A 22,406-nucleotide genomic window follows, 5' to 3' on the forward strand; every position below is an offset into this window, starting at 1 on the left:
TCAACCTGTCGGTCTAACGGATCAAATACAATAGCGGGAACAAGTAGATCCAAATCAAGTCAACCAAGTGCCAGTACAGCCCAACATAATCGACGGGGCCAAAATATTGACGGTTGAAGTCATGTCGGACTGACCGGATCAACAACCAAGTCAGAACCCCGATCCCGCATAAAATGTGGATCGCGTGAACGCCGGTCATGCAGTAGTAGATGCCGAAGAAGATGCCAGCAGTCCGGGGAGTCAAAACATTTTGTTCTGTTTCGCTAATGCCACCTTCGATCGTTGAAGTGTCGGTGACAACCGATCCTTGGGCCAAAGTCGTTTGACGTTCTCGAGCAGACAGTTCACTGCTGATTCCCGAGTTCGTCACGTCTGTCGCTAGGCGCTCGCGGATTGTCAGGTCCGAGTCAGTGCCAACCTGGACCGCAGCATGTTTAGCTGGGGACGCGTGGTCATGATCATGATCGCCAGTCGCCACATGTCCATCGCCGGCGTGTTCGCCCGCCACTGTGTGTGCACCGTGTCCCTCGTCGCTACCGCTTTCTAAGATCATACCAAGTCCAACACCCACAAAGAAGCAGATGCAGACGACCGACAATGGCATCGCACACGCGGTCTGGAACTTGTCGCCCTTCAAAACTGAAACCGCTAGCCATACCAGAACGCCAACCATTAGCAACGCGAATGGCGCACACAAAAAGTACAGGCCGTTTTCAAGGAAGAAAGCCGTGCCCGCCGAAAAACCATGCTTTTCGACCATTTCGGTCGCAGTTGGATGTGGGTTGGCGGGATCGTAAAAGAATGATCCGGCGGGCAACAAACCCATGCCCCATTTGTGCGAATACTCGATGGACTTGACGCCCAAAAAGATCATGGCACAGGACAGCGTCGACGCCAACATCGCGGTCAGCTTTTTGTATTCCTCGGTCTGGGAGCAACGCACAGCCCATGCCATCGTCAGCGAGCTAAACAACAACACGCCGGTATTGATCGCACCAAGTTTGGTGTTCAAAAACTGACTGCTACCTTCAAAAACATCGGGCCTGAGCATGCGGAAGATCGCGTAGGCGCAGAACATACCGCCGAAAAACAACACTTCAGTAACGAGAAACAGCCAGATGCCCAACTTACCGCTGTCAAATTGCTGCTCGGGAGTGTCAAAATGGTGCGCCAAAAACGACGGATGGTCGTGATCGTGACCGTGCGCGTCGTGCGCATTTTCGGGAGCAACGTCGATGGTGGACATGGATTGAATCTGAAAGAGGGTCCGAGATGACAGACTGTCATCCTACAAATTATGGGCGGTACGTCCAGAGACGGACCGGTCGTTGTTTTGATTTAGCACTAGCGTCCTAACCCGCTCGACGCAAGTCAGGGACTGCTTTTCTCTGGTGAGCGAATGACCGCGTCTTAGTGACCGTCTTTGGCGTGCGCGGGCACCGCATCGGGTATTTCACTTGGTGCGATTTTGCGTTCAGGTTCGGTGGAAACGTAGCGTTCGTTCGCCCCGTCCCATTCGACATTGCTGAAATCGTAGGGATCGCCGACGACCGGTGCATGTTCAAAGTTGTAGAAAGGTGGCGGGCTGGTGCAATGCCATTCAAGTGTCGCACCGCCCCATGGATTCGCCGGCGCCTTCTTGCCCTTGACCAGCGAGGTCAGCAAGACAACTAAGGCGACCAACAAACCGACACCCAGCAGCAACGCACCGATGGTGCTCATTTGGTGCAAGTATGCAAACTCGGGGTCATAAGTCGCATAGCGTCGAGGCATCCCGCGACTGCCCAGTACGAATTGTGGCAAGAACGTCAGGTTGAAACCGACGAAGATGATCGCTGCAGACAATCGGCCGCCAAACTCACTGTACAACTTACCAAACATTTTTGGCCACCAGTGGAACACGCCGCCCAAGAAGGCAATCAGAGTTCCGCCGACCATCACATAGTGGAAGTGAGCGACCACGAAGTACGTGTCGTGCAAGTGCATGTCGGTCGCAAGCGTTCCCAAGTGCAGTCCTGTCAATCCGCCGATCGTGAACAAGAAAATGAACGCGATGGCAAAGCACATCGGAGTCGTCAAGCTGATCGATCCCTTGTACATCGTTGCAATCCAGTTAAATACTTTGATCGCCGAAGGTACCGACACGGTGAACGTCAAAGCACTGAAAATGATCGTCGTCATCGGGCTCATGCCCGCGGTGAACATGTGGTGTCCCCATACCAGAAATCCCAGCAGGGCGATTGCGATCGATGAATACGCGATGAATCGATAACCAAAGATTCGTTTATGGCTGTGGACGCTGATCAAATCGCTGATAACGCCGAATGCTGGCAAAATCATGATGTAAACGGCGGGGTGGCTGTAGAACCAGAAAAAGTGCTGGTACGTGACCGGGTCGCCGTTGAATTCAGGGTCGAAGATACCGATGTGCATTGTCCGTTCGGCGATCAACAACAAAAGCGTGATGCCTAGAACTGGCGTCGCCAGAACTTGGATGATGCTGGTCGAATAAGTCGCCCACAAGAAAAGCGGCATTCGGAACCACGTCATGCCTGGCGGACGCATCGTGTTGATCGTGACAATAAAGTTCAGTCCGGTGAAAATCGAACTAAAACCCAAAATGAACGCACCCATCGTGGCAGCGATTACGGACGTATCGGTCGTTGTGCTGTATGGGGTGTAGAACGTCCAGCCCGTATCAAGACCAGTGCTGAACAATGCGCCGATGAAAAACATCGCGCCAGCGCACCAGAGATAGAAGCTGCAAAGGTTCAGCCGCGGAAAGGCAACATCCTTCGCACCCAACATGACGGGGACCAAAAAGTTGCCTAGTGCTGCGGGAATGCTGGGGATGATGAAAAGAAACACCATCACCGCACCGTGCAGTGTGAACAACTGGTTGTAATAGTTGTTTGCTTCGGCACCCTTGAAGATCATCCCGTCGGGCTGAAACAAGTGCAGCCGGATCAGCAACGCCAACAGGCCTGCGAATGCGAAAGCACAGGTGACGCCAACCAAGTACATCACGCCGATCCGTTTGTGATCAAGCGTAAAGATCCAGCTAAGGACACCCTTCGAATTCGTGAGGTAATTCTCACTCGCGGTGGGATACCCCGGATCGCGAACGACGGAGCCTTTCGGAATAGAACCGGCTGACATGGAAGGGACCTCTAAAACTGATGATGCGATGTGTTTGATAAATACGGCGAATCGGGCGACGATCTATTTCGTCGCGGCGCCGGTCGTTGAAAGTGTTTTCAAGTACTCGACGATCGAGTAGATGTCGTCGTCGCTAAGTTGACCCTTATAACTTGGCATTACTGGCTGGTATCCGGCAACCACTTTTTCTTTCGGGTACAAAATCGATTCGCGGATGTAGTTTTCATCTGCCTTGATCGACTCACCCGTGACCATTTCCTCGGGACGCCCGTACAGCCCTTGGAAAGAAGGTCCGACGCGCTTACTACCATCAAGGCTGTGGCAACCCGCACATCCGCGGTTGTTGTACAGCGTCGCGCCGTAGGTTGCTGGGTCGACACCCGTGGGGCGAGCGCTATATTTTTTAATCCACGCGTTCAGGTCTTCAAGCGTCTCGTGGACGACAACAACAGTCTGCATTTCCGAGTGATTGGTGCCACAGTATTCAGCGCAGTAAAGGTCGAAAAACCTGTAACCATCCGGAGTAAATTGGTGGTCGTCATAGCTCCACGATTCGCCGCGTTCTTTGGTTTGTTTCGTAGCCGCTGCCAACTCTTCATCGCTGACTTTTTCACTGGCGACGGTCGGCTTGAACCACATGAAGTTGTAGCGACCCGGAACGATATCTTTCTTGGCACGGAATGCTGGGATGTAGAGACTGTGAATGACGTCGGTTGAACGCATCGACAACTTGACCGGTTCGTCTAGCAAAAGGTGCAATTCAGGGTGGAAAACGCCCGAGCCGTAATCGATGGTCCAGCCCCACTTGAAGGCTTGGACGTTGACTTCGTTTGCACCCTCAGGGGCGTCTCGCATGTCCAAGTAAGCACGCGCGCCCATCACGAACATGCCGACCAAAAAAAACGATGGAACGATCGACCAGGTCAATTCCAGCACTGTGTTGTGCGACACATTGCTTTCAGCTTTCGCTCCCTTGGGCTTTCGGTACTTCACCGCGAAGTAAAACAAAGCACACATGATCGGGACAAAGAACACGACGCAGGTGTACGTGATCCAATTGTAAAGCCAGTCGTTCGTTTCCGAAAACGTTGAAGCCGATTCCGGGAACCACGCATACGGTTCAGCGTAGTCACCGACCAGCGAGAATGCGTTTGTAAGTTTCATCAACATCATGACGGGGTCTGAAACGGTTTTGAATTACGGTTGTGAGTTGTACAAATTACGCACTGGGCGTCGGTGGTGACGGCGGGCTTTCCGCCAAGTCGTCGCTGTCTTGAGGATGGTTTCGTCCTTTACGGCCGATCCAGTAGGGCGTCAGGCAAGCAATCATCAATCCGACGGTCGCTGCTCCACTTAGACGCATGATCTTCCATGCCTGAGGTACGTAACTGTTGCTGTCCGGGTCATAGCTGAAACACCACAGCACGAATTGATCGACTGGCGTTCCGACGGTTCCATCACCAGCTTCGATGATCGCCTTGCGTAAATCTTCTGGTTCGAACGCAACAGCCAACGAGTATCGTGTGACGATGCCTTTTGGAGATACGAACGCCAACATCGCCGGGTGATAGTATTCGCCAGATTTACTGTCATAGGTATATTTGAAGCCGAGTATTTCGGCCAACTTGGTGATGATCGGTTGCTGGGCTGTGCAAAATTCCCAGCCCTGTGCGGCGCCGGGCTGACTCTTTCGAAGTTGCTCGACGTACTTTTGTTTAGTCTTCAGTGAGGTCTCTGGCTTTTCCTTCGGGTCGATGCTCACGCTAAGCAATTGAAAGTCTTGGCCAATCTGAAGATCAAGTTCATTTAGTGATTTTGTCAGCTGGTTCAACTGCACGCTGCAAAGCATGGGGCAGTTGCTGTAGTTGAGTGATATGATGGTGGGCTTGTTGCCGTCGATGTAATGGCCGGTCTTGACCTTGCGACCGTTAGAATCGGTTAATGGTAGGTTCAGCGGAATCCGTGCACCAAGATTCTGTTCTACTGTGACGTTCGCGACTTCGCGGGGGACACCATTGTTGAGCGAAACCTCGGCACCGTTTTGCAAGCCCTGTGCGATCGCCGAGACGGGCAGCGCAACCATCGATGTCATGATTACGGCAATTACCGCAAGCACTCCGCTGTTGCTACGCCGACCAGCATGCTGAATCGGAAGGTTACGTTTCGTCGTTGTCACTTTTCTTTTCGCTGCTGTTCGTTTTGGTTTTGTTCTCGACCATCAACTTCATCGCGTCAGAAACGGGAATCGTGATGTTGCCCGAATCTGCGTCGACGCCAAAACTTGATATCTGTGCGGTCTGATCATCGAGAATCTTGTTTTGTCGGCGATAGTCGTTTTGCGACACCGTTTCGGCTTCGTGCCACTGTTTCATCGAGAAGTACAGTACTTGAACCGCTAAAGCAGTCACTGCGGTCACAACCACCGAGATAATTGCAACGGTAAAAATTCGCTTTGCGTTTAGGTCGTCGTAGGCTGCCATGGTCTTATTGTCGCGTAAAATGTGCTTCTTGAGATGAAAAATGATGCTGGCTGCGTCATCACGACACAGCCCAAACTGTTCCGGGAAATTTCTTGACCGGTCAATAACTCACTCGCTCAAACATTTTCGAACGCCATGGACTCCGCCAACCGGGGGTCACGAGCCGCAATCACTCGCGTATCACCGGCAACTTTCAAGACCAGTCCGGTTAACAGCGACATCATGCCGACCATGCACATAAATGCTGAAAGGATGCCGATCCAATTGACTGCATAAGGCAGTGCACTGGCTTCGGATGCTTCGGGCATGATGATCCAGGTGATATCGGCGAAGTGGACCAGCAGTACATAAGCAGCCCAGAACACGACCATTTTCGGACGGCGACGAACATACATGCTCATCAAGCCCAGGAACGGCAACAGCCAGTGGAAAAAGATCAGTAAGACTGTCCACATTCCCCAACCGCCCAATTGCCGGTGATAGATCCACTCGGTTTCTTCCGGGATGTTGCCATACCAAATCAGCATGTATTGGCTATAAGAGATGTACATCCAGAACAGCAGGAACCCGAAAATCAGCTTGCCCAGGTCGTGGTAGTGTTCTGTCGTGACTTCGTCTCGCATCGCGCCGCTCTTTTGCAGCTTGTAGGCGGCGACCGCCAACATGCTGTGGGTGGCAAGCACACTTCCTGCGAACAAATAGACGCCGAACATGGTCGAAAACCACATCGGCGACAGGCTCATTACCCAGTCGAAGGCTGCGAATGAAGTGACGCCGCAAAATGCCATCGTGGCGGGGCCGCTCCAGTACTGCAGGCGATCGGTCATTGCACGTTCGCCGGTTTCGTCCTGTTGGGTGCTGCCGCGGAAAAAATACAGTGCCAAGCCCAACCAAACGGCAAAGTAGATGACGGCCCGAATCGTAAACCAAGATTGATTGAGCCAACGCGACTTTTCAGTCCAAGCGTCCATCGGCAAGTGATTGGCCGACGCGTAGTTCGGGTCGTCCCAGCGAAACAGGGTGCCTTCGCCCATGAACAAAGTCATCAGGATCGGCAGGAACAGAATTGCCAGCGGGAACAGCATCATCATCACTAATTCGGCGATGCGGCGAATCACGGTACTCCAGCCCGCTCGGACCAAGTGCTGGATCAGCACAAAGAACAGCGAGCCAGTTGCCAGAGTCAGGCAGTAAATGAACGCGGCCAAGTAGGCGGACATGGCGACACGGGCATTGCCCATGAAATTGCCGATTGCCCAACCAGCGATCAACAACAACAAACCACCGCCCAACAGCGGCAGGGTCATTGCAGATAGCGAAGCCGGAAGCTTGAAAGCTGGGTCGTCGGCTGGCTTAACGACGGGGCGTGCGTGTGACATCAGTGCGGACGCTTGTAAAATTCAAGTGGAGGGTGAATGTTGACTAAGTTTCAATCAAGAAAACTTAGTTACGCCGAAGGTGTCTTGGCTGCGGCAGCCTCGGCATCTTCTTTCTCGGCTTCCTTAGCCTTTGCCGCTGCTTCATCAGCAGCCTTCTTTTCGGCTTCGGCTTGTTCTTTCAGTTTCTTGTCGACTTGCGTCTTTAGCTTTTCGATTCGCTTCTTTTCGCTAGCCGGTACTTGGTCCATCGACGCATTTTGACTGCTCTGAAGTGCTCGAACGTAGGCGACGATGGCCCAGCGATCTTCAACCTTGATTTGCGAGGCGTAGCCAGGCATCTTGCGAATGCCGTTGCTGATTGTGTTAAAGAGTTTGCCGTCCGGATAGTTTTCGGCGTACAAACTTTGTTGGTGCAGCGAGGACGGTGGAATCCAGGTCGCCGACAACAGCTTCTGTGCGCGGCGATTGACCAATCCGTTTCCACTGCCGTTCATGCCGTGACAGACCGAGCAGTAGATGCCGAATTGTTGCTGTCCTTTTTCCACTAGTTCAAGCGATATTTCGCGTGGATTCTCGCTCAACCACGGCGTCGTATCCATCACGCTGGCTGCTGGCTTGGCAGTTTCTTCGTTGACAGCTTCGTCCTCTTCAGCCAAGTCAGCGTCATCGAGAGCTCGCACCAACATGGCGGCGCGAGGGCCGTCAATTTTTGCGAGCGCGTCGATGTCGATACCCGTTTGGAAGTTGAGGTCCATCTGGCCACGAGCGACGGTTCCGGGAACGTTCGGTCGCATCGCACGAGCGTCAGCAAACAGAGTCGTGTTTTGCTGGGCGTCCTTCGATGGCGAGAAGTCCATGTCATAAAAGACGTGGAAACGCGGCAGCGGACTGTTGGTTACTCGCATTCGCAAGACAACCAACAACGGGATCACCGACAACGCCATCACCACGATCCAGGTCGTGATCATGAACTTCGGCACCTTCTTGGGCGAGTCGTCTTCGAGGACCGATTGGATGTACTCGCTACCGGTTTCGCCGAACAGTTTTTCAACGCTCGATTGGTTGTACTTTTCGTCGGTCGAGTCAATGTAGACAAAGAAACGATCGTCGGTGACGCGGTCGAAACGCGGGTCGGTAAAAACAGGATTGCTGAACTTTGGCAAACCGTTGAGTGCCCACATGCCAAAGAACGCACCAAACGATGCAAACAAAATGGTCAATTCAAACGCTACCGGAATGAATGCCGGCAACGAGATGAAGGGCTTGCCCGAGATGATGTACGGGTAGTCGATACCGTTCATCCAGATCTGCATCAGCAGGCCTGTTGCAGTGCCGGTCAGGCCGCAGCAAAGCACAATCCAAGGCAGCTTCGTCGGCTTGATGCCGAGCGCCTTGTCGATGCCGTGAACCGCGAACGGTGCGAAGGCATCCGTCTTGGTGTAACCGGCATCGCGGACTTTGCGACAAGCAGCCATCAACGAGTCGACCGTTGCGTATTCTGCGACGATCCCGTGGATTTTTTTATCTTTAGATTCTGACATCGTTATTTCAGTGCTCGTCTTCATGGGTCATATGATGCTGCTTCGCCAACGTCCATTTCACTTCGGCCATGTTGATCACCGGCATCAAGCGGCAGAACAACAAGAACAGCGTGAAGAACAACCCGAACGATCCGATCAACATCGACCAGTCAACCCAAGTTGGCGAGAAGTAAGCCCATGCACTGGGCAGGTAATCTCGCGACAGACTGCTGATGACGATGACAAAACGTTCGAACCACATTCCAATGTTCACGAATATGGAGACGATGACGATCATCCAAGGCGTTGTGCGGATTTTCTTGAACCAGAAAAATTGAGGGCTGATGACGTTGCAACTGATCATCGTCCAGTAAGCCCACCAATACGGCCCAAAGGCACGATTGAGGAATGCAAACTTTTCTTCGGGGACTTGGCCATACCAAGCGATGAAGAATTCAGTGCCGTAGGCCAAGCCCACGATTGAACCCGTCGCCAGAATGATCTTGCACATGTTGTCCAAGTGGCGAATCGTGATCAGCTTTTCAAGGCCTAACATGGTGCGGGCGGGAATCATCAGTGTCAGCACCATCGCAAATCCGCTGAAGATCGCTCCGGCAACAAAGTACGGTGGAAAGATCGTCGTGTGCCAACCGGGAACTTGCGAAACCGCGAAGTCAAACGAAACGATTGTGTGTACCGACAAAACAAGCGGAGCGGCGAAAGCAGCCAGCAACGCATAAGCTTTTTCGTAACGCATCCAGTGACGCGATGATCCCGACCAACCGAGGGACAGAATGCCGTAGGCCATTCGTCGCCACTTGTTCTTGGATCGGTCACGGAATGTTGCCAAGTCAGGCACCATGCCCATGTACCAGAACAGCAGCGAAACGGTGCCGTACGTCGAAACAGCAAACACGTCCCATAGCAATGGACTGCGGAATTGTGGCCACATCCAAAGGTTCAAACTCGGGTAAGGTGCCAACCAAAACGCAAGCCAAGCTCGGCCAACGTGGATACCCGGAAAGGTACCGGCACATGCGACGGCGAAAATCGTCATCGCCTCGGCAGCTCGGTTGATTCCCGTTCGCCAGTCTTGTCGGAACAAGTACAAAATCGCGCTGATCAGAGTACCTGCGTGACCGATACCGACCCAAAACACGAAGTTAACAATCGGCCAGCCCCAGAAAACCGGCGAGCGGTTTCCCCACACGCCGACACCGGTGTACAGCAGATACGCAATGCAGATTCCGAACCACTGCAGCAACGCGAACGAGATCAGGAACCCGATCACCCACGCCTTGTTTGGCTTTCGTTCGGCAACACAGCACACCGTTTCGGTGATGTCGTGAAAGGTCGTGTCGCCCAACACCAACGGGGCACGTTCGCCCGGGCGTTCGACGCTGTTGTCCAGTCCGTTTGGGATCGCAAGTGACATGGAGGGATAGGGTCTAAGAGTTAGGTATTAGGAAAACGTAGGTCCGGGTCGGCTCTGGCGGACTCGGGCTGTCAATCAGTCCGAGACGCTTTACCAGAGATCGGCAAGGCTACTCTTTGTGTGCTTCTTCTTTGTCATGATCTTCGTGACCATGATCGTCTTTCGCATGATCATCGTGGCCGTGTGCTTCATGACCGGCATGATCATCGTGGCCGCCGTGATGAGGTGCTTCCATGGTTGCCAAGTCTTCAAGCTGAGCCGCTGTCATCAAACGCTTTGGCGTGTTGCGAACGCGAGCGAGGTACTCGGTCCTTGGCTTCACGTTCAATTGCCCCAACATGCCATAGCTGCGAACATCTTTGCGTTTCTTGGCGACAATTGATTCGGGATCGGCGATGTTGCCGAAGTTGATGGCGTTGGTCGGGCAAGCTGATTGGCAAGCGGTCACGATGTCGCCGTCTTGAACCTTGCGGTCTTCTTTGCGAGCGGTGATTTTGCCTTTTTCGATGCGTTGGACACAGTAGGTGCACTTTTCCATGACCCCACGACCGCGAACAGTCACGTCAGGGTTCATCACCAACGCTTGCAGCTTGCGGTTGGCCTTTTCGATCGCACTTGGATACGCGTCGATGCCGTAGCCAACGCCGACTTCGGCGTTGTAGTTGAAGTAGTTGAAGCGGCGAACTTTGAACGGGCAGTTGTTAGCGCAGTACCGAGTTCCGATGCATCGATTGTACGCCATCGCGTTCAAGCCCTCGTCGGTGTGAACCGTCGCAGCAACCGGACAAACCTGTTCGCATGGGGCTGTTTCGCAGTGCATGCAGGCCACAGGTTCTTGGACGACGTCGGCGTTGTCTTCGTCGCCTTGGAAGTAGCGGTCGATTCGCAACCAGTGCATTTCGCGGCTATTAAGAATTTGCTCGCGGCCCACGATTGGCACGTTGTTTTCGCTTTGGCAAGCGATCACACATGCGTTACAGCCGATGCACTTGGTCAAGTCGATCGACATACCCCACTGAGGCAAGTCTGGCTTTTCAATTTCGATCGTGTTGATCGGTTCTTCCCACGGCGATCCAGCTCGGCCAACGTGGGGAACGTGTGGTCCCTTCACTTCGGCAAACTCTGGCACCTTGGCAAGCAAGGCGGTCGTGCCTTCGCGAACCAGCGTAAAGCTACGTTGCTGAGTTTCGTCCCGGCCACCTTCGTCGATCGCCCAGTGGTCCTGGGTCGTCGCGATTTCGGTTTCGACAAAACGCGGACGTCCCTTGACGCCAGTCGCTACCAACATTGAATCGCTTGAACGCAGCGGTGAAACGTCGATGCCGACGACTGGCACGTCTTTGGCCAAGCTGCCGCCGACCATTCCGGCTCGTGTTCGGCCGTAGCCGATCATCAGGACCACGACGCCTGGTGCGAGCCCCGGCATTTCATAGACAGGCAGTTCGACGCGTGTGTCGCCGATTTCTAAGGCCGTCATCAATTCATGCTTGACGCTCAATGCGGCTGCCGTCCGCGGGCTCATCACAGCCGCGTTGTCCCAAGACATCTTGGTCAACGAGTGTGGCAGTTCTTGCAGCCAACCGTTGTTGGCAAAGCGCCCGTCGTACAAACCGTCGGCTGGTACGAACAGAATTTCGATTGCGTCTTTGTCGGCTTCTTCAGCGGCAACAGGTTTTGCATCGGTAAGGGGCTTGGCTTCGCCGCTGGGTTTCAAGTCGCTTTTCACGACAAGGTTGTCGGCGTATCCATCGTGCAAAAGTGCTTGCCACTCGCGATCGCTTAGCGCCGAACCGGCCAGTTCGTCGGTCGTGCGGCGAACGATCTGCATTCCTTCGGTTTCTTTTTCGCCCAGCATCGACGCAATGACTTCGATGGCAACGCGTCCCCCCAGCAAAGGAAGGATCTGTGGCTGGCAAACGCCGTAGTGACCGTCATCGGCGATCACGTCGCCCCACGATTCGAGCGGGTGCGCCATTGGCAGCGACCACTCGCAGGCGTAGCCGGTTTCATCGTCGTATTCGCCAAGGTAAATCGAATGTTCGAGCTTTCCAATCGCGCCGGCCAGGTCGACATCGCCAGGAGCTGAAAAGACTGGGTTGTCACCCAGAATCAGCAGTGAATCGATGTCGCCCGCGTTAATTTTGGTGGCCAAGTCGCCGATGGAAACCGTGTCGCCCAAGTCGGCGTCTGCGGTGGCAACAAACTTTTGAGCCTTGCCAAGCGAACCGAGTTTTTGGTTCATGCGAATGCCAGCGGCAACCGCTTCGGCACCCAGCGATTCGCCAACCACAACCACTGCTTTTTCACCGGCTTCGGCGATGTCGTGTGCGGCCACGTCCAAGAATCGTTCCAGCCGTTCAGCAGGCGACATCTCGTTGTAGGCTTTGTCGCCTTCGCCGGAATGGTCGTGTTCGGCACCGCCAGCCAGTTCGTCGACGCGACGGCCAAGTTCGGCCAGCAATGCCGTCATTTGGCTCGGTTGGATCGCCAATCGAGTGTCGGCACTGGCACCGGTGCCGGTGTAGCCGCCCTCGACGACATACAACCGGTTCATTTCGCCCGCGATCGGGTCGCGGCGTTTCGAGAAACTGCGAGCCGACGAGATCATCGACTTGTGTTTGCCCAGGATGTCAGCTTCGATCGTGATGATCACGTCCGCTTCGTCAAGCGACAGGACTTGGTCCGCCGACTTGCCAAAGACCGACTTAGTGGCTGCCGCCATGACGCCGCCGTCGATCGAATCGAAGCGACAGATCGTCGAGCTAGGTAGTTTTTTCTTCAGTGCCGCCAACATCCGCGCCGTTGATGGCGAATGAGTCGGTGACATCAGCACGGCGAACTTGGCGCCGTTGCCGTTTGCCGCAGCCGAATTGACGAGGTTTTTGCCGAACGAATCAAATTCGCTCCAGCCGACTTGTTCGCGGTTTTCAGCGCCCTTTTTCAGAATGAAGCCGCCATCGCCGCGAGCACGGTCGGGGTCGTACAATCCCAAGATCGACGCTTGCGAGAACACGTCGGTGCCGCTGCCGCCTGGGTGATCCTTGTTCGGTTCGATCTTTAGCGGGCGACCGTCGAAGTTTGTGATCAGCAAGTTGTAGACACGGCCGGCCAATTCGAAGTTGGTAGCCCGGCTGTAAGTTTCGCCTGGGATACGTCCTTCGGGGCGAATCACGAATGGCAGGATTTCTTCTTCAGGATATCGGCACCCAGCGGCTCCGACGAGTGCCAGCGATGCACCCATCAACTGCATCCAACGGCGACGCGAAACACCCTCGGGGAACTCCGATGCTGCGACCGGGAATTCACGGTCGAGGTACTGTTCGAATTCTTCGCCGCCGCGGAATTCCGACAGACTTCGCCAATACTGCGGTCGCGACTTTTCCTGGGTGGCTTCGGATGTCGAAGGTTCCGGATGGTTCAAGGTCATGTCGAGAGATTACGAAAAAAGGTGAAGTGATTTGCAATTCAGACGCCAAACGCTTTGTCGAACGCGAAGACTGCGTTCCAAGCCGTTTGGTCGTGATCTAGCGGTGACAAACGGCGCAGTGGACTTGCGGGTTGATGTTGTGTTCTTTGCGCCATTCTTTGGCAAAGGTCGCCTGAGCTTCTGGGCTTTCGAATTCCCAGTCCAGCTTCGTCACGAATTCCTTCGGACGCAGGTGAGGCTCGGGGTTGCGGTGACAGGTAATGCACCATGCCATCGACAACTCTTCGTGCTGGTAGACAACTTCCATTTGGTCGATACGGCCGTGGCAAGACTTGCAACTGACGCCCGAGTTCACGTGGGCGGCGTGGTTGAAGTACACGAATTCGGGCAGGTTATGGACTCGCTTCCAAGCCATGCTGCGGCCGGTTTCCCAGCTCTCTCGAATCGGTGCCAGTTTGGGACTTTCCGGGTGAACCGCCGACAAAGCTGTGACGCCTTGGTCATTGGCCGGTGAGTGGCAATTCACACACGTTGCCGTCGGCGGGATCGCAGCGTGTGCGGCGTCGAAGACTGTGTTGTGGCAGTACCGGCAATCCATTTTCAATTGCCCTGCGTGAATCGCATGGCTGAAAGGAACCGGTTGAGTCGGCTGGTAGCCGATATTCAAAGTGACCGGGTCGGTCAGCAATCCGCCCATCGCGCCAGCGAACACTGCGCCTGCAGCGCCAGCGACAGCCAAAAGGCCGAGGAGGGGATTGATCCAGCGAGGAAACAAGAACCGTTGCATAATAATACTGTCTGGCCCAGCAATATCGTCGCCGACGTCAGAGCGTCACGAGTCAATTCGCGGGGGCGGGAGTAAGAAAAAGAAGGCGTCCGTTGCCCGATCGGGCCGCAGTATGGCGGTGCTGGTAGCAAGCTGGCAATGCCGACCCTTGGGTGAGCGACATTCTGTCGCACAGATTTCTCGAGCGGGCGTCCAAAATCCTAGCGACTCAGCGGACTGGGTAAGAACCGCAGGCACTGGTGAGCGGACAACGCGGCCCGAGCGTGACGATTCGACGCACGCCTCGGGTTGTAAGAAAAGCCAGTTCCGCCAAGGGAACTGGCCGTCGCAGCAATCGCAAGTGCCGCGTCCAGTTCGCTACTGCTTGGCGTAGCCAGCGGAGGGCGTGCCGTCTTCGTTAATATGGTCGGTCGCCCACAGCAATCCGCGAACAACGACGTCCATGTAACGAGCGTCAGCGACGGTTTCGTTTTGGTGGCCTAGCGAAGTGCTGAAAATACGCGTCTTTTTAGGTCCGTACTGATTCGTCCACGCGATCACAGCCGTCGACTTCTTGGGCTCGGCCTTCGGATTCGCTTTCAATTCCTTCTTGTTGGGCGACGTCATCTGGTCGCCTTTGACCAAGACCGAAGCGCCGCTGAAGACTCGCATGTTGTTGTAAAGTTCTTCGTCGGTTGTCGTCCAGTTCATCAGCCCCTTGGTGATCGGGTGATCCGAGTCGCTGTAAACGACGTCGATTGGTGTCTTGGGGCCGTGCGCTGTCGATTGAACGCCGATCATTTCGTACCAGCGTGCGTTGTCGGCACCGGGTTCGACTGGGCTGCGGTAGTCGCCCCAGCGATAGCTGTGCATGGCACAGTGAAGATTCACTGCAGGAACACCGTTCTGGTGAGCCGCCAAAATTCGGTTGACGTACGGTTTTTCGGTCACGTTGGCGGAACATTCGTCGTGAATGATGACGTCATAGCCGTCGGACCAATTGTCGGACTCGTATATTTCGAATCTCGCTTCCGTGTTCGAGCTTTCGCTGGTTTCGATTGTCACAACCGCGTTGATACGTTCTTCGATGCCGGACTTCAGCAGTTTGGTTTGAGCCGGGTAGTCATGGCAGCAACCGCCCGCGATCAACAGCACTTTAAGCGGCGCGGTGCCGGTGGCTGGGGGTTCGTCGGCTGAAACGCAGTTCGGCAGGAAGGTAGTCGCAGTCAACGCGAGGGCTGTGAGCAAATTTTTCATGAATCAATCATTCTGGGCGGGAGAAGTGGGGGATGGGACGAAAGGCCAGTCGTCTCAGTTTACTTCAATTCGCAGGGCGGATCATTCGCTGAGCAATACTTCGCTGTTGGACCGGAGCGGTAACGGTCTCGTCGAACCGGCGGAGAGCCGCAGTCGTAGAAAACAGATGAAACGTCCTCGAAATCATCGTCGCTTGTCTGTCTTGATCGGGCTCGCCATCGTGATCACCGTTGGCGTGGTCGGTTACATCCAGTTCTATCTGGCTCGGCCGATTGGCGAGGGGCCGGCCGGGCCAGCGGTCGACGCTGCCGTATTTAGCCAAATCTGGACCGATCGCAAGATCCGCGTTATGGGCGTCGGCGACAGCATTACCGCCGGGTTGGGAGCAAAGTCGGCATCGCACACATTCTTCAACCGTCTGTTGACCAATCCGGACGACGAATTCGATGAACTCCGCGGCGTCTGTTTGTCGGCGGTTGTCCCTAACCTCGAATCTGAAAACTACGCGGTATCGGGATCCGAGTCGCAAATGCACCTAGACGTCATCGCCGAGCAAATTCCGGTCACCGAAGACGCCTTTGGCATCGTGCTGATGACTTCGGGCGGCAACGATCTGATCCATAGTTATGGACGCAGCGCCCCACGTGAGTGCGCGATGTACGGCGCGACACTCGCAGAGGCCGAGCCTTGGATCGACAACTTCCGAATTCGTTTGCGAGATATGTTCGACGGGCTGGTCGGCAAGTTTCCGCTCGGTTGTGAAATCTTTATTGGTGACATCTATGATCCAACCGATGGTGTCGGCGATGCACCCAGCATTTTTCTGCCCGATTGGCCGGACGGATTGGCGATCCACGCCAAATACAATGATGTGATTCGAGAGGTTGCTGCAGAGTTTCCGCAGGTGTTCGTCGTGCCGCTGCACAAAAATTTCATGGGGCACGGTTCACATTGTCGTCAGTTCTGGCGATCAACCTACGACGCCGAGGATCCGCACTATTGGTTCTTCACCAACATCGAGGACCCCAATGACCGAGGCTACGACGCAATCCGCCGCGTCTTCTTGAACGCAATTGTCGCGAACTCGTCGCTTGTCAATGCAGCCGTGCATTGATTGGTGCTGTGAAGTTCAGCCGGCGTGAGCGGCTCGTTCTGCGATGATCTTTCAACGAAAAAAGCGAGTGAGACCTGGTCTCACTCGCTTGGCGAATCTGATCGAGATTTGAACTGCTGTTTAGGCGGCTCTTAATTCTCGGTGGTGTTGGGCACATCCGATCCACTCGGTGACTTCGGCCAAATCGGGTGCCTTGCCGTTGCGAATGATTCGCTTGCCCTCGGTACTGCTGGCGATCGCGTCGATGATGGCGAACATGTCGTCGGCATCTTGGACGGCGAGTTCTTCGGGAGTCGTGACTTCGGCCATGACCATCAGTTGTGCATCATGCCCGCGAAGCATGGGGACTCGGCAAACCAACGTCGCTTGTTGTTGCCATTGCAGTACCGTGTCGGCGTCGATGCGGCGATGCCCCAACTGCTCGGCCACCGATTCAGAGTCTGCGTTTAACAGGTCGTCGACGGTGTAGATGCCGATGGCATGCAGTCGTTCTGCCATCCGAGCACCGATCGAGGGTGCATCGACGATGGGGCTGTCACGTTGCAGATAGAATCTCAGTTCGTTTTCTGAATCGCGTGATGATCGCTCTTCGCGTACGCGAGGCTCTCGGTCGCGGCGACGCTCGCTTCGGGCCTCACCGTTTTCGCGGCTACTTTTGCGAGAACGTCGCTGGCGAGTCTCGCGTGGTTCACGCTCGAGTCGTTCTTGCAGGTCTTGTTCGTAGCGAACCGTTTCGCGAGGTGTCGATTCCGAGGACGAACTGGATCGGCTGCCGTTGCGTCGATTGGCTTGACCTGAACCCGAACCTGATCCGTAACCCGAACCATAACCTGATCCCAATCCGTAGCCGTTGCTTTGGCTAGAACCGTTTCGGCTAGTACGGTTTTGCTGCGATCCGTTTCGCGATGTGCCATTGTGTGACGAGCCGTTTCTTGACGTGCCGTTGCGGTTTGCATGGGCGTTTCGTTCGCGTCGCACGGAACCTTCCAGCGAATCGTCGATCAGCGAATCACGGTCGATTGATTCAACCGTGCGAATCGATCTGCGTCGGCGGCCGCGTTGGGATGGCAAGCCATCATTGTTTTCGTACTCGTAGCGATCGCTGTCAAAAACGAAATCGGCATCGCGGTCGTTGGATTCGGTCAGACGTTCGTCGCGATAGTAGCTGCGACGCGAACCACGAGCGGCACGGACGACGTTTGCGCGGCCAGGCCCACGGTGGATGTTTCCATTGACGTCATAACGGACACCGTTTCGGCCGCGTGCGAACCCGCCAAATTCGCGGTCACTATTGCTGTTGGCTGCTGCAATCCAACTGGTTAGTCGTGACAGTTCGTGGCTGCTGCCGGAGAGCAGCAGTTGTTGGCCACGGTCCGTCGCCAAGAAATCCTCAACTCGTTCCAGCAGATCAACAGGATGGATCGATGCCAATTGAGCCGGCGTCAAGATTCCACATCCGACCAACACGCGAGCGTCAAAGCCACGTAGTTGGGGGACTCGGCAAACCAAACGGCATTCTGCTTGCCAGCGGCGAATCGTCGATGCGACCACATTGGTCAGTCCCAGTGCGTCAGCCAATCGGTTGGAGTCTTGTTGCATCAAGTGATTGATGTGAGTGACGCTTAGCCCACGCAGACGTGCTGCGGCGACGGCGTCAATCGACGGAGCCTGGTCAATGGGGCTGTCGACGGACAGAAAAAACGGGCTCTGAGGTGTCGCGGCAGGCGCAGTCGCCGCTGAAATATGAGTTCCGTTTACCATTGGCGACGCCACATGGCCGTTGGGACCATCGGTCGCACGAAAGGTCGTCTCTGGATAGAGACTCCTTTGCATCCTGGCGTTGGCGCTGGCGTTTGGATTGACGCTGGCGGACACACTGTCCGTTGTGTAGTTGTCCGTAAAGTAGTATCCATCGCGATAGTCAACTCCATCACGCGCCCAGTCGGTGCGAGCCGCGTTGCCGTAGACCGGTGATGGATCAACCGGATGCACTGCCGGCGCATGTTGTTGCAGCGGAGCCGCTTGGTGGCGACGTTCCGGGTTGTCGTACAGGCCGTAGGCTTCTCGCCAGGCCATGTCGAAGTCGCGATTGACATCATCGGCGCGGCCGTCGACGGCATAGTGCGCGTGGACAACGTTTTCGCCGTTTGTATGGGGATGTGGTCCGACATAGCTTTCGGCTGCGTACTGAGGACGCCAGATTGGGCGGTGAGCGTGAACAACGCGTTCGCCGCGAATTGCGAAGTCGCGGGCACCAACCCGGGCGAGTTGGTCGGCTAAGCCTTGGTGGCTGGTCAGCACAACAATTTGACGTCCGCGGTGGGCATAGTCACGCAGGGCGGCTGCGATCGGATGGTTGCTGCGGCCATGTTCGCCGTGTTCAAAGTACGCCATTGGTGCCGCGTAGCCAGCAAAGTCAGCGTCTTGGAACAATTCGCGGTGAGTTTCCAGAATCAACGGAACTGGTCGTCCGAGTTGATCCAGCAATTCACCGGCGGCCATGCGGACAGCCATCGACGCGATTGCTCGGTCCGCTGCCGTGCATTGGTCCTCTGCGCGACCGTTGATAGTAACGCCAACGTCTTGATGCGACACGATTTGGTAGTGCCACTGGACGGTTTGCAGACGGCCTGCCGACAAACGTACCAACCAACGACTGGCGACCACCGATAGCGGCGAACGCGATGCCGCAGAACGCTCGGTAGCTCGCAGTTGTTCGAGAATCGTTTGGCGACGTTGTTCGAGCCACTGAATTCGTGAATCGGACGCGGGTCGGTAATCCGATCGAACGTAGGCAGCATCCGTGTGGTCGAGATACGAATCGATCACAGGCAACGATCGCATGGATCGGCGGAGTTCCGACGCAGTGCGAAGGCAATGGTCAAGTTCGGCAGAAACGCGTGCCAGTTCGGCCGAGCGTTGATCGCGTTCGCGTCGCAGCCCGACCCAGTTCGGGCGGTAAGCTGCATCCGACCACTGAGTGAATTTGGATTCGTGGCCAGCCGAATGCTGACGCAGCAGCGAATCGCGATGGCGATTGAGCCCCTCGATCGCGGCAACCAACCAGGATTCGCTATGCGATAGCTCGGCCAATTCTTCGTCGCGGCGAAGTGATCCCGCCGACTCAGTTGGACGTGCGGCTGCACTGGTCTTGGTGTAAAGCTGCACGCTGCGAAGGTCTTGGCGAATCACTCGCAGGGTTTCTTCGAGCGATGTCGCACTGCGATAACCGACCGACGACGGAATGGTTTCAAACCACGCGTGTTGCAGTTTGTCGGGGCTGGTGTATCGGCTAAGCAACCAATCGATGTTGCGAGTTGCCGCGTCGATGCGTGCTTCGACTTCGTCAAGGTGAACCAGTGGTCGGCCAGCCCCACTGTACACGTTGTGATACAGATCGTCCCATCCACGAGAAGGCTCGTACCGATCGACCGCGCGATAGAAGCCGTCCAAACGCATTTGACGCAGAGCGGCTTCGTCGATCGGGCCACCAGCATAGCGAGCGAACGTGTCACGTCCGGCCAACATCGCTTGGCGAAGTCCGCGGACTTCTAGCATCGCCCGTTGCCAGCGGATCATTTGCGTGTCCAAGTCGTCAAGCGCGCGGCGCAGGGACTCGTCGGAGATCGCAGCGTAGTGGTGGTAGTCGGGCGTTGCTTGCACCGACGAAGCCAATCCGCCGTGACGGCTTGCTTCGTTGTCGATTTCGTCGATCCAGCGGCGCAGTTCAGCTTGGTGGCAGCGCAGGCCACGGGCTTGGTCGTGCAGTCGATTCAGTTCGTGTTCGCGGTGCGAATTGTAAGTGCCTGCGTTCGACGCGCTGGTTCGGTGGATCGGGCGATGACTGCGCAGTCGTCCCAGTTCGGCTTCAATCGACGCCAGTTCTTCGCGTAGTTGTTGGTTGTTTTCGTAGCGACGGTCACCGGCATGTTCGCGGCGATAGCCACCGACCGAATCGAAGTTGGCGTCACGGTCGGCATAAACCGAGTCGCGGCCAAGTGGAATTGAACGATAGGTTTCTGGTGAATCCAGTCCGTTGCGGACGCATGCCGAAACGACTCGAGAGACGGAGGTGACGGTCGCATCGGTGATCACTCCATCGACCAAGCTCTCGGGCAATTGAATCGACTTCATCGCCAGAGCGGAATCGGAAAAGCCCGCATGGCTAGTCACGCTGGCCCAGCTTGCATGATGAAAGCCAGTCGAAGGCGGCATCTTATCGCCGCGTGATTCGAACTGGACCGAACGGCGACCACCGGCCGTGCCGTCTTTTTCGCGGCGGCAATGTAGCATGCCATGGCGATCGGCCCAGACGACTCGTCCGGTCGACGAGCTCATCATGCCCAGTGGGTATTCGCGGTTGACCAACGAGTCGCGGATGAAGCGGACGATCGCGGTCTTTCCGGATCCGTCAGGGCTGGTCACCACGTTGAGGTGTTCGGAAAACGGCCCTAGTTCAACGCCGTTGAGCGGTCCGTGGGCGTCGATGTCGATTCGGTCCAACAACATGATTTGGCCCCTCCATGGCCACGCGGGTCAAAACCCAACAAATTGCATTCATTGCAGGTTGTTCGTGAAAGAATGGCGATGTCTTCGCCTTAAAATTCCCTTCGCGGTCACCGTCTAATTCGCGGATGTTCACCAACTTTAGTCGAAATGGGTGTTTCACGAAAAGAGATATTCTTTTCATGCCAAGGTGTCGCGGCGAAGTTCAATCGCGTTGCCTTAAACTGCGATAGACACGTACTTTTCAGCGGCTTTGCGTGTTCACCTTGCTCAGCTTGATTGCACCGGCGGGGAACTCAACGAACTGTAGAACCAAAAAGAAAAACCGAAACGGCGAGAGTCGGGGCGCTGCCGAGCGATTGGAGCTGGGGCTGAGACTGCGGGCTTTTCCGGGGTTCGGCACAGCAAACAACCAGCGGTTAGCTGCATCCGCGGCACTTGGCTGCCGATAACTGGTATTGGATGCGTGCCGCTGGCTTTGTTACAGGCCGATGTGGACGACGTCTCACGAAGGATCGAGTTACCGAATGTCGAAAGTTGTTATGTCACGGCCAATGGATCATCAAGCACTCGCCGAGCCCTCGGCGCATCATCATGGTCGCAGAGCTTTTGGTGCCAAGTGGTTGATGAGTGTTGGTGTTGTCGTCGCCAGTGCCTCGATCATGGGGTGTCAAGACGGGCCGCTCTACGCAATCAAAGCTGCCAATCCTTACTATTCGATGAACGAATGGAAAAAGGACGAGGCGATTGGGGTCACCGATCATCAGCGGATGCAGCAACTTTCGGATCTGGCGGAAACGATCGCAGCGCTGCCGCCTAACCGCCAGCAATTCTGGACCGGTCAATTGAAGCAGATGATCGAGAATGACCAGAGTCCCGAGATGCGACGACTAGCCGTTCGTGCGGCCGGCGCTCTCAAGGATGCATCGTCGCTGGCGTTGATTGAAACCGGGCTGGATGACGAGAGCATGAAAGTGCGGATGGAAGCCTGCGAATCACTTGGACGGCGGCCGGGCGATGATGCAGCCCGTTTGTTGGCCGCGACACTGGGCAGCGAAACCAGTCAAGACGTCAAACACACCGCCATCGAAGCGCTCGCAAACCACAAAAGTCCGATCGCGTTGGACTCGCTACGCGTGGCCTTGTCAGATCGAAATCCGGCGACACGAGATTTGGCAGTCGCGTCACTGCGCGGCGTCACAGGCAAGAATTACGGAAGCAATCCAGATGTCTGGATCGCGGCACTCGACGGCAAGCCCACATCCGAACCCGAAACCCGAATCGCAGACCGAATCCGAGGTTTGTTTTAACGAAAACTGCGTCGACTCGGCTGGCCGTAGTTTTGTTGCGTCTTAGTTTTGTT

14 protein-coding genes are annotated in these 22,406 nt (G+C 55.5%); 2 read left to right on the top strand and 12 right to left on the bottom strand.

The window, feature by feature from the left end; genetic code table 11:
• Positions 1-13 precede the first annotated feature (13 nt).
• The 11 genes from Poly59_RS19650 to Poly59_RS19700 all read right to left on the bottom strand — a co-directional run bounded on the left by Poly59_RS19650 (position 14) and on the right by Poly59_RS19700 (position 15,423).
• The gene (locus Poly59_RS19650; protein WP_146535797.1) at positions 14-1,246 is read right to left on the bottom strand and encodes a cytochrome c oxidase subunit 3; all 1,233 of its coding nucleotides are present in this window, start codon (positions 1,244-1,246) and stop codon (positions 14-16) included.
• 164 nt (positions 1,247-1,410) lie between these two features.
• On the bottom strand, positions 1,411-3,159 hold the full coding sequence (locus tag Poly59_RS19655) for a cytochrome c oxidase subunit I (RefSeq protein ID WP_146535798.1): 1,749 nt from the start codon (positions 3,157-3,159) through the stop codon (positions 1,411-1,413).
• Positions 3,160-3,222: 63 nt separating this feature from the next.
• Positions 3,223-4,323, bottom strand: a complete 1,101-nt coding sequence (locus Poly59_RS19660) for a cytochrome c oxidase subunit II (protein ID WP_246151776.1) — start codon at positions 4,321-4,323, stop codon at positions 3,223-3,225.
• A 55-nt stretch (positions 4,324-4,378) separates the two neighbouring features.
• Positions 4,379-5,335, bottom strand: a complete 957-nt coding sequence (locus Poly59_RS19665; RefSeq protein WP_246151777.1) for an SCO family protein — start codon at positions 5,333-5,335, stop codon at positions 4,379-4,381.
• The gene (locus tag Poly59_RS19670; RefSeq protein ID WP_146535800.1) at positions 5,316-5,639 is read right to left on the bottom strand and encodes a hypothetical protein; all 324 of its coding nucleotides are present in this window, start codon (positions 5,637-5,639) and stop codon (positions 5,316-5,318) included. The genes Poly59_RS19665 and Poly59_RS19670 overlap by 20 nt, the downstream gene beginning before the upstream one ends.
• Positions 5,640-5,755: 116 nt before the next feature.
• Positions 5,756-7,018, bottom strand: a complete 1,263-nt coding sequence (locus Poly59_RS19675; RefSeq protein WP_146535801.1) for a hypothetical protein — start codon at positions 7,016-7,018, stop codon at positions 5,756-5,758.
• 68 nt (positions 7,019-7,086) lie between these two features.
• Entirely contained in the window at positions 7,087-8,583 is a 1,497-nt protein-coding gene (locus Poly59_RS19680; protein WP_390621500.1) for a quinol:electron acceptor oxidoreductase subunit ActD, read from the bottom strand.
• Positions 8,567-9,973: an NrfD/PsrC family molybdoenzyme membrane anchor subunit gene (nrfD, locus tag Poly59_RS19685; RefSeq protein WP_146535803.1), complete on the bottom strand. Its 1,407-nt coding sequence runs from the start codon at positions 9,971-9,973 to the stop codon at positions 8,567-8,569. Before nrfD ends, Poly59_RS19680 begins: the two co-directional genes overlap by 17 nt.
• A gap of 109 nt (positions 9,974-10,082) precedes the next feature.
• On the bottom strand, positions 10,083-13,400 hold the full coding sequence (locus tag Poly59_RS19690; protein WP_146535804.1) for a TAT-variant-translocated molybdopterin oxidoreductase: 3,318 nt from the start codon (positions 13,398-13,400) through the stop codon (positions 10,083-10,085).
• Between the two features lie 97 nt (positions 13,401-13,497).
• Positions 13,498-14,187: a cytochrome c3 family protein gene (locus Poly59_RS19695; protein WP_146535805.1), complete on the bottom strand. Its 690-nt coding sequence runs from the start codon at positions 14,185-14,187 to the stop codon at positions 13,498-13,500.
• 357 nt (positions 14,188-14,544) lie between these two features.
• Positions 14,545-15,423 (bottom strand): ThuA domain-containing protein, encoded by an 879-nt coding sequence (locus tag Poly59_RS19700; protein WP_146535806.1) that lies wholly within the window; start codon positions 15,421-15,423, stop codon positions 14,545-14,547.
• A gap of 166 nt (positions 15,424-15,589) precedes the next feature.
• Here Poly59_RS19700 and Poly59_RS19705 point away from each other — a divergent pair, with 166 nt between their 5' ends.
• Positions 15,590-16,537 (top strand): SGNH/GDSL hydrolase family protein, encoded by a 948-nt coding sequence (locus Poly59_RS19705; protein ID WP_146535807.1) that lies wholly within the window; start codon positions 15,590-15,592, stop codon positions 16,535-16,537.
• A gap of 120 nt (positions 16,538-16,657) precedes the next feature.
• Here Poly59_RS19705 and Poly59_RS19710 read toward each other — a convergent pair whose 3' ends face one another.
• Entirely contained in the window at positions 16,658-21,046 is a 4,389-nt protein-coding gene (locus Poly59_RS19710) for a DUF4332 domain-containing protein (RefSeq protein ID WP_146535808.1), read from the bottom strand.
• A 524-nt stretch (positions 21,047-21,570) separates the two neighbouring features.
• Here Poly59_RS19710 and Poly59_RS19715 point away from each other — a divergent pair.
• Positions 21,571-22,353 (top strand): HEAT repeat domain-containing protein, encoded by a 783-nt coding sequence (locus tag Poly59_RS19715; protein WP_246151778.1) that lies wholly within the window; start codon positions 21,571-21,573, stop codon positions 22,351-22,353.
• The last annotated feature ends 53 nt before the right edge of the window (positions 22,354-22,406 follow it).

This window comes from Rubripirellula reticaptiva (assembly GCF_007860175.1).
Taxonomy (GTDB): Bacteria; Planctomycetota; Planctomycetia; order Pirellulales; family Pirellulaceae; genus Rubripirellula; species Rubripirellula reticaptiva.

Coding starts and splice junctions, on each gene's coding strand:
- Poly59_RS19650 (WP_146535797.1), bottom strand. CDS start 1,246: ATGTCCACCATCGACGTTGCTCCCGAAAATGCGCACGACGCGCACGGT.
- Poly59_RS19655 (WP_146535798.1), bottom strand. CDS start 3,159: ATGTCAGCCGGTTCTATTCCGAAAGGCTCCGTCGTTCGCGATCCGGGG.
- Poly59_RS19660 (WP_246151776.1), bottom strand. CDS start 4,323: ATGAAACTTACAAACGCATTCTCGCTGGTCGGTGACTACGCTGAACCG.
- Poly59_RS19670 (WP_146535800.1), bottom strand. CDS start 5,639: ATGGCAGCCTACGACGACCTAAACGCAAAGCGAATTTTTACCGTTGCA.
- Poly59_RS19675 (WP_146535801.1), bottom strand. CDS start 7,018: ATGTCACACGCACGCCCCGTCGTTAAGCCAGCCGACGACCCAGCTTTC.
- Poly59_RS19680 (WP_390621500.1), bottom strand. CDS start 8,583: ATGAAGACGAGCACTGAAATAACGATGTCAGAATCTAAAGATAAAAAA.
- nrfD (WP_146535803.1), bottom strand. CDS start 9,973: ATGTCACTTGCGATCCCAAACGGACTGGACAACAGCGTCGAACGCCCG.
- Poly59_RS19690 (WP_146535804.1), bottom strand. CDS start 13,400: ATGACCTTGAACCATCCGGAACCTTCGACATCCGAAGCCACCCAGGAA.
- Poly59_RS19695 (WP_146535805.1), bottom strand. CDS start 14,187: ATGCAACGGTTCTTGTTTCCTCGCTGGATCAATCCCCTCCTCGGCCTT.
- Poly59_RS19700 (WP_146535806.1), bottom strand. CDS start 15,423: ATGAAAAATTTGCTCACAGCCCTCGCGTTGACTGCGACTACCTTCCTG.
- Poly59_RS19705 (WP_146535807.1), top strand. CDS start 15,590: ATGAAACGTCCTCGAAATCATCGTCGCTTGTCTGTCTTGATCGGGCTC.
- Poly59_RS19710 (WP_146535808.1), bottom strand. CDS start 21,046: ATGTTGTTGGACCGAATCGACATCGACGCCCACGGACCGCTCAACGGC.
- Poly59_RS19715 (WP_246151778.1), top strand. CDS start 21,571: ATGTCGAAAGTTGTTATGTCACGGCCAATGGATCATCAAGCACTCGCC.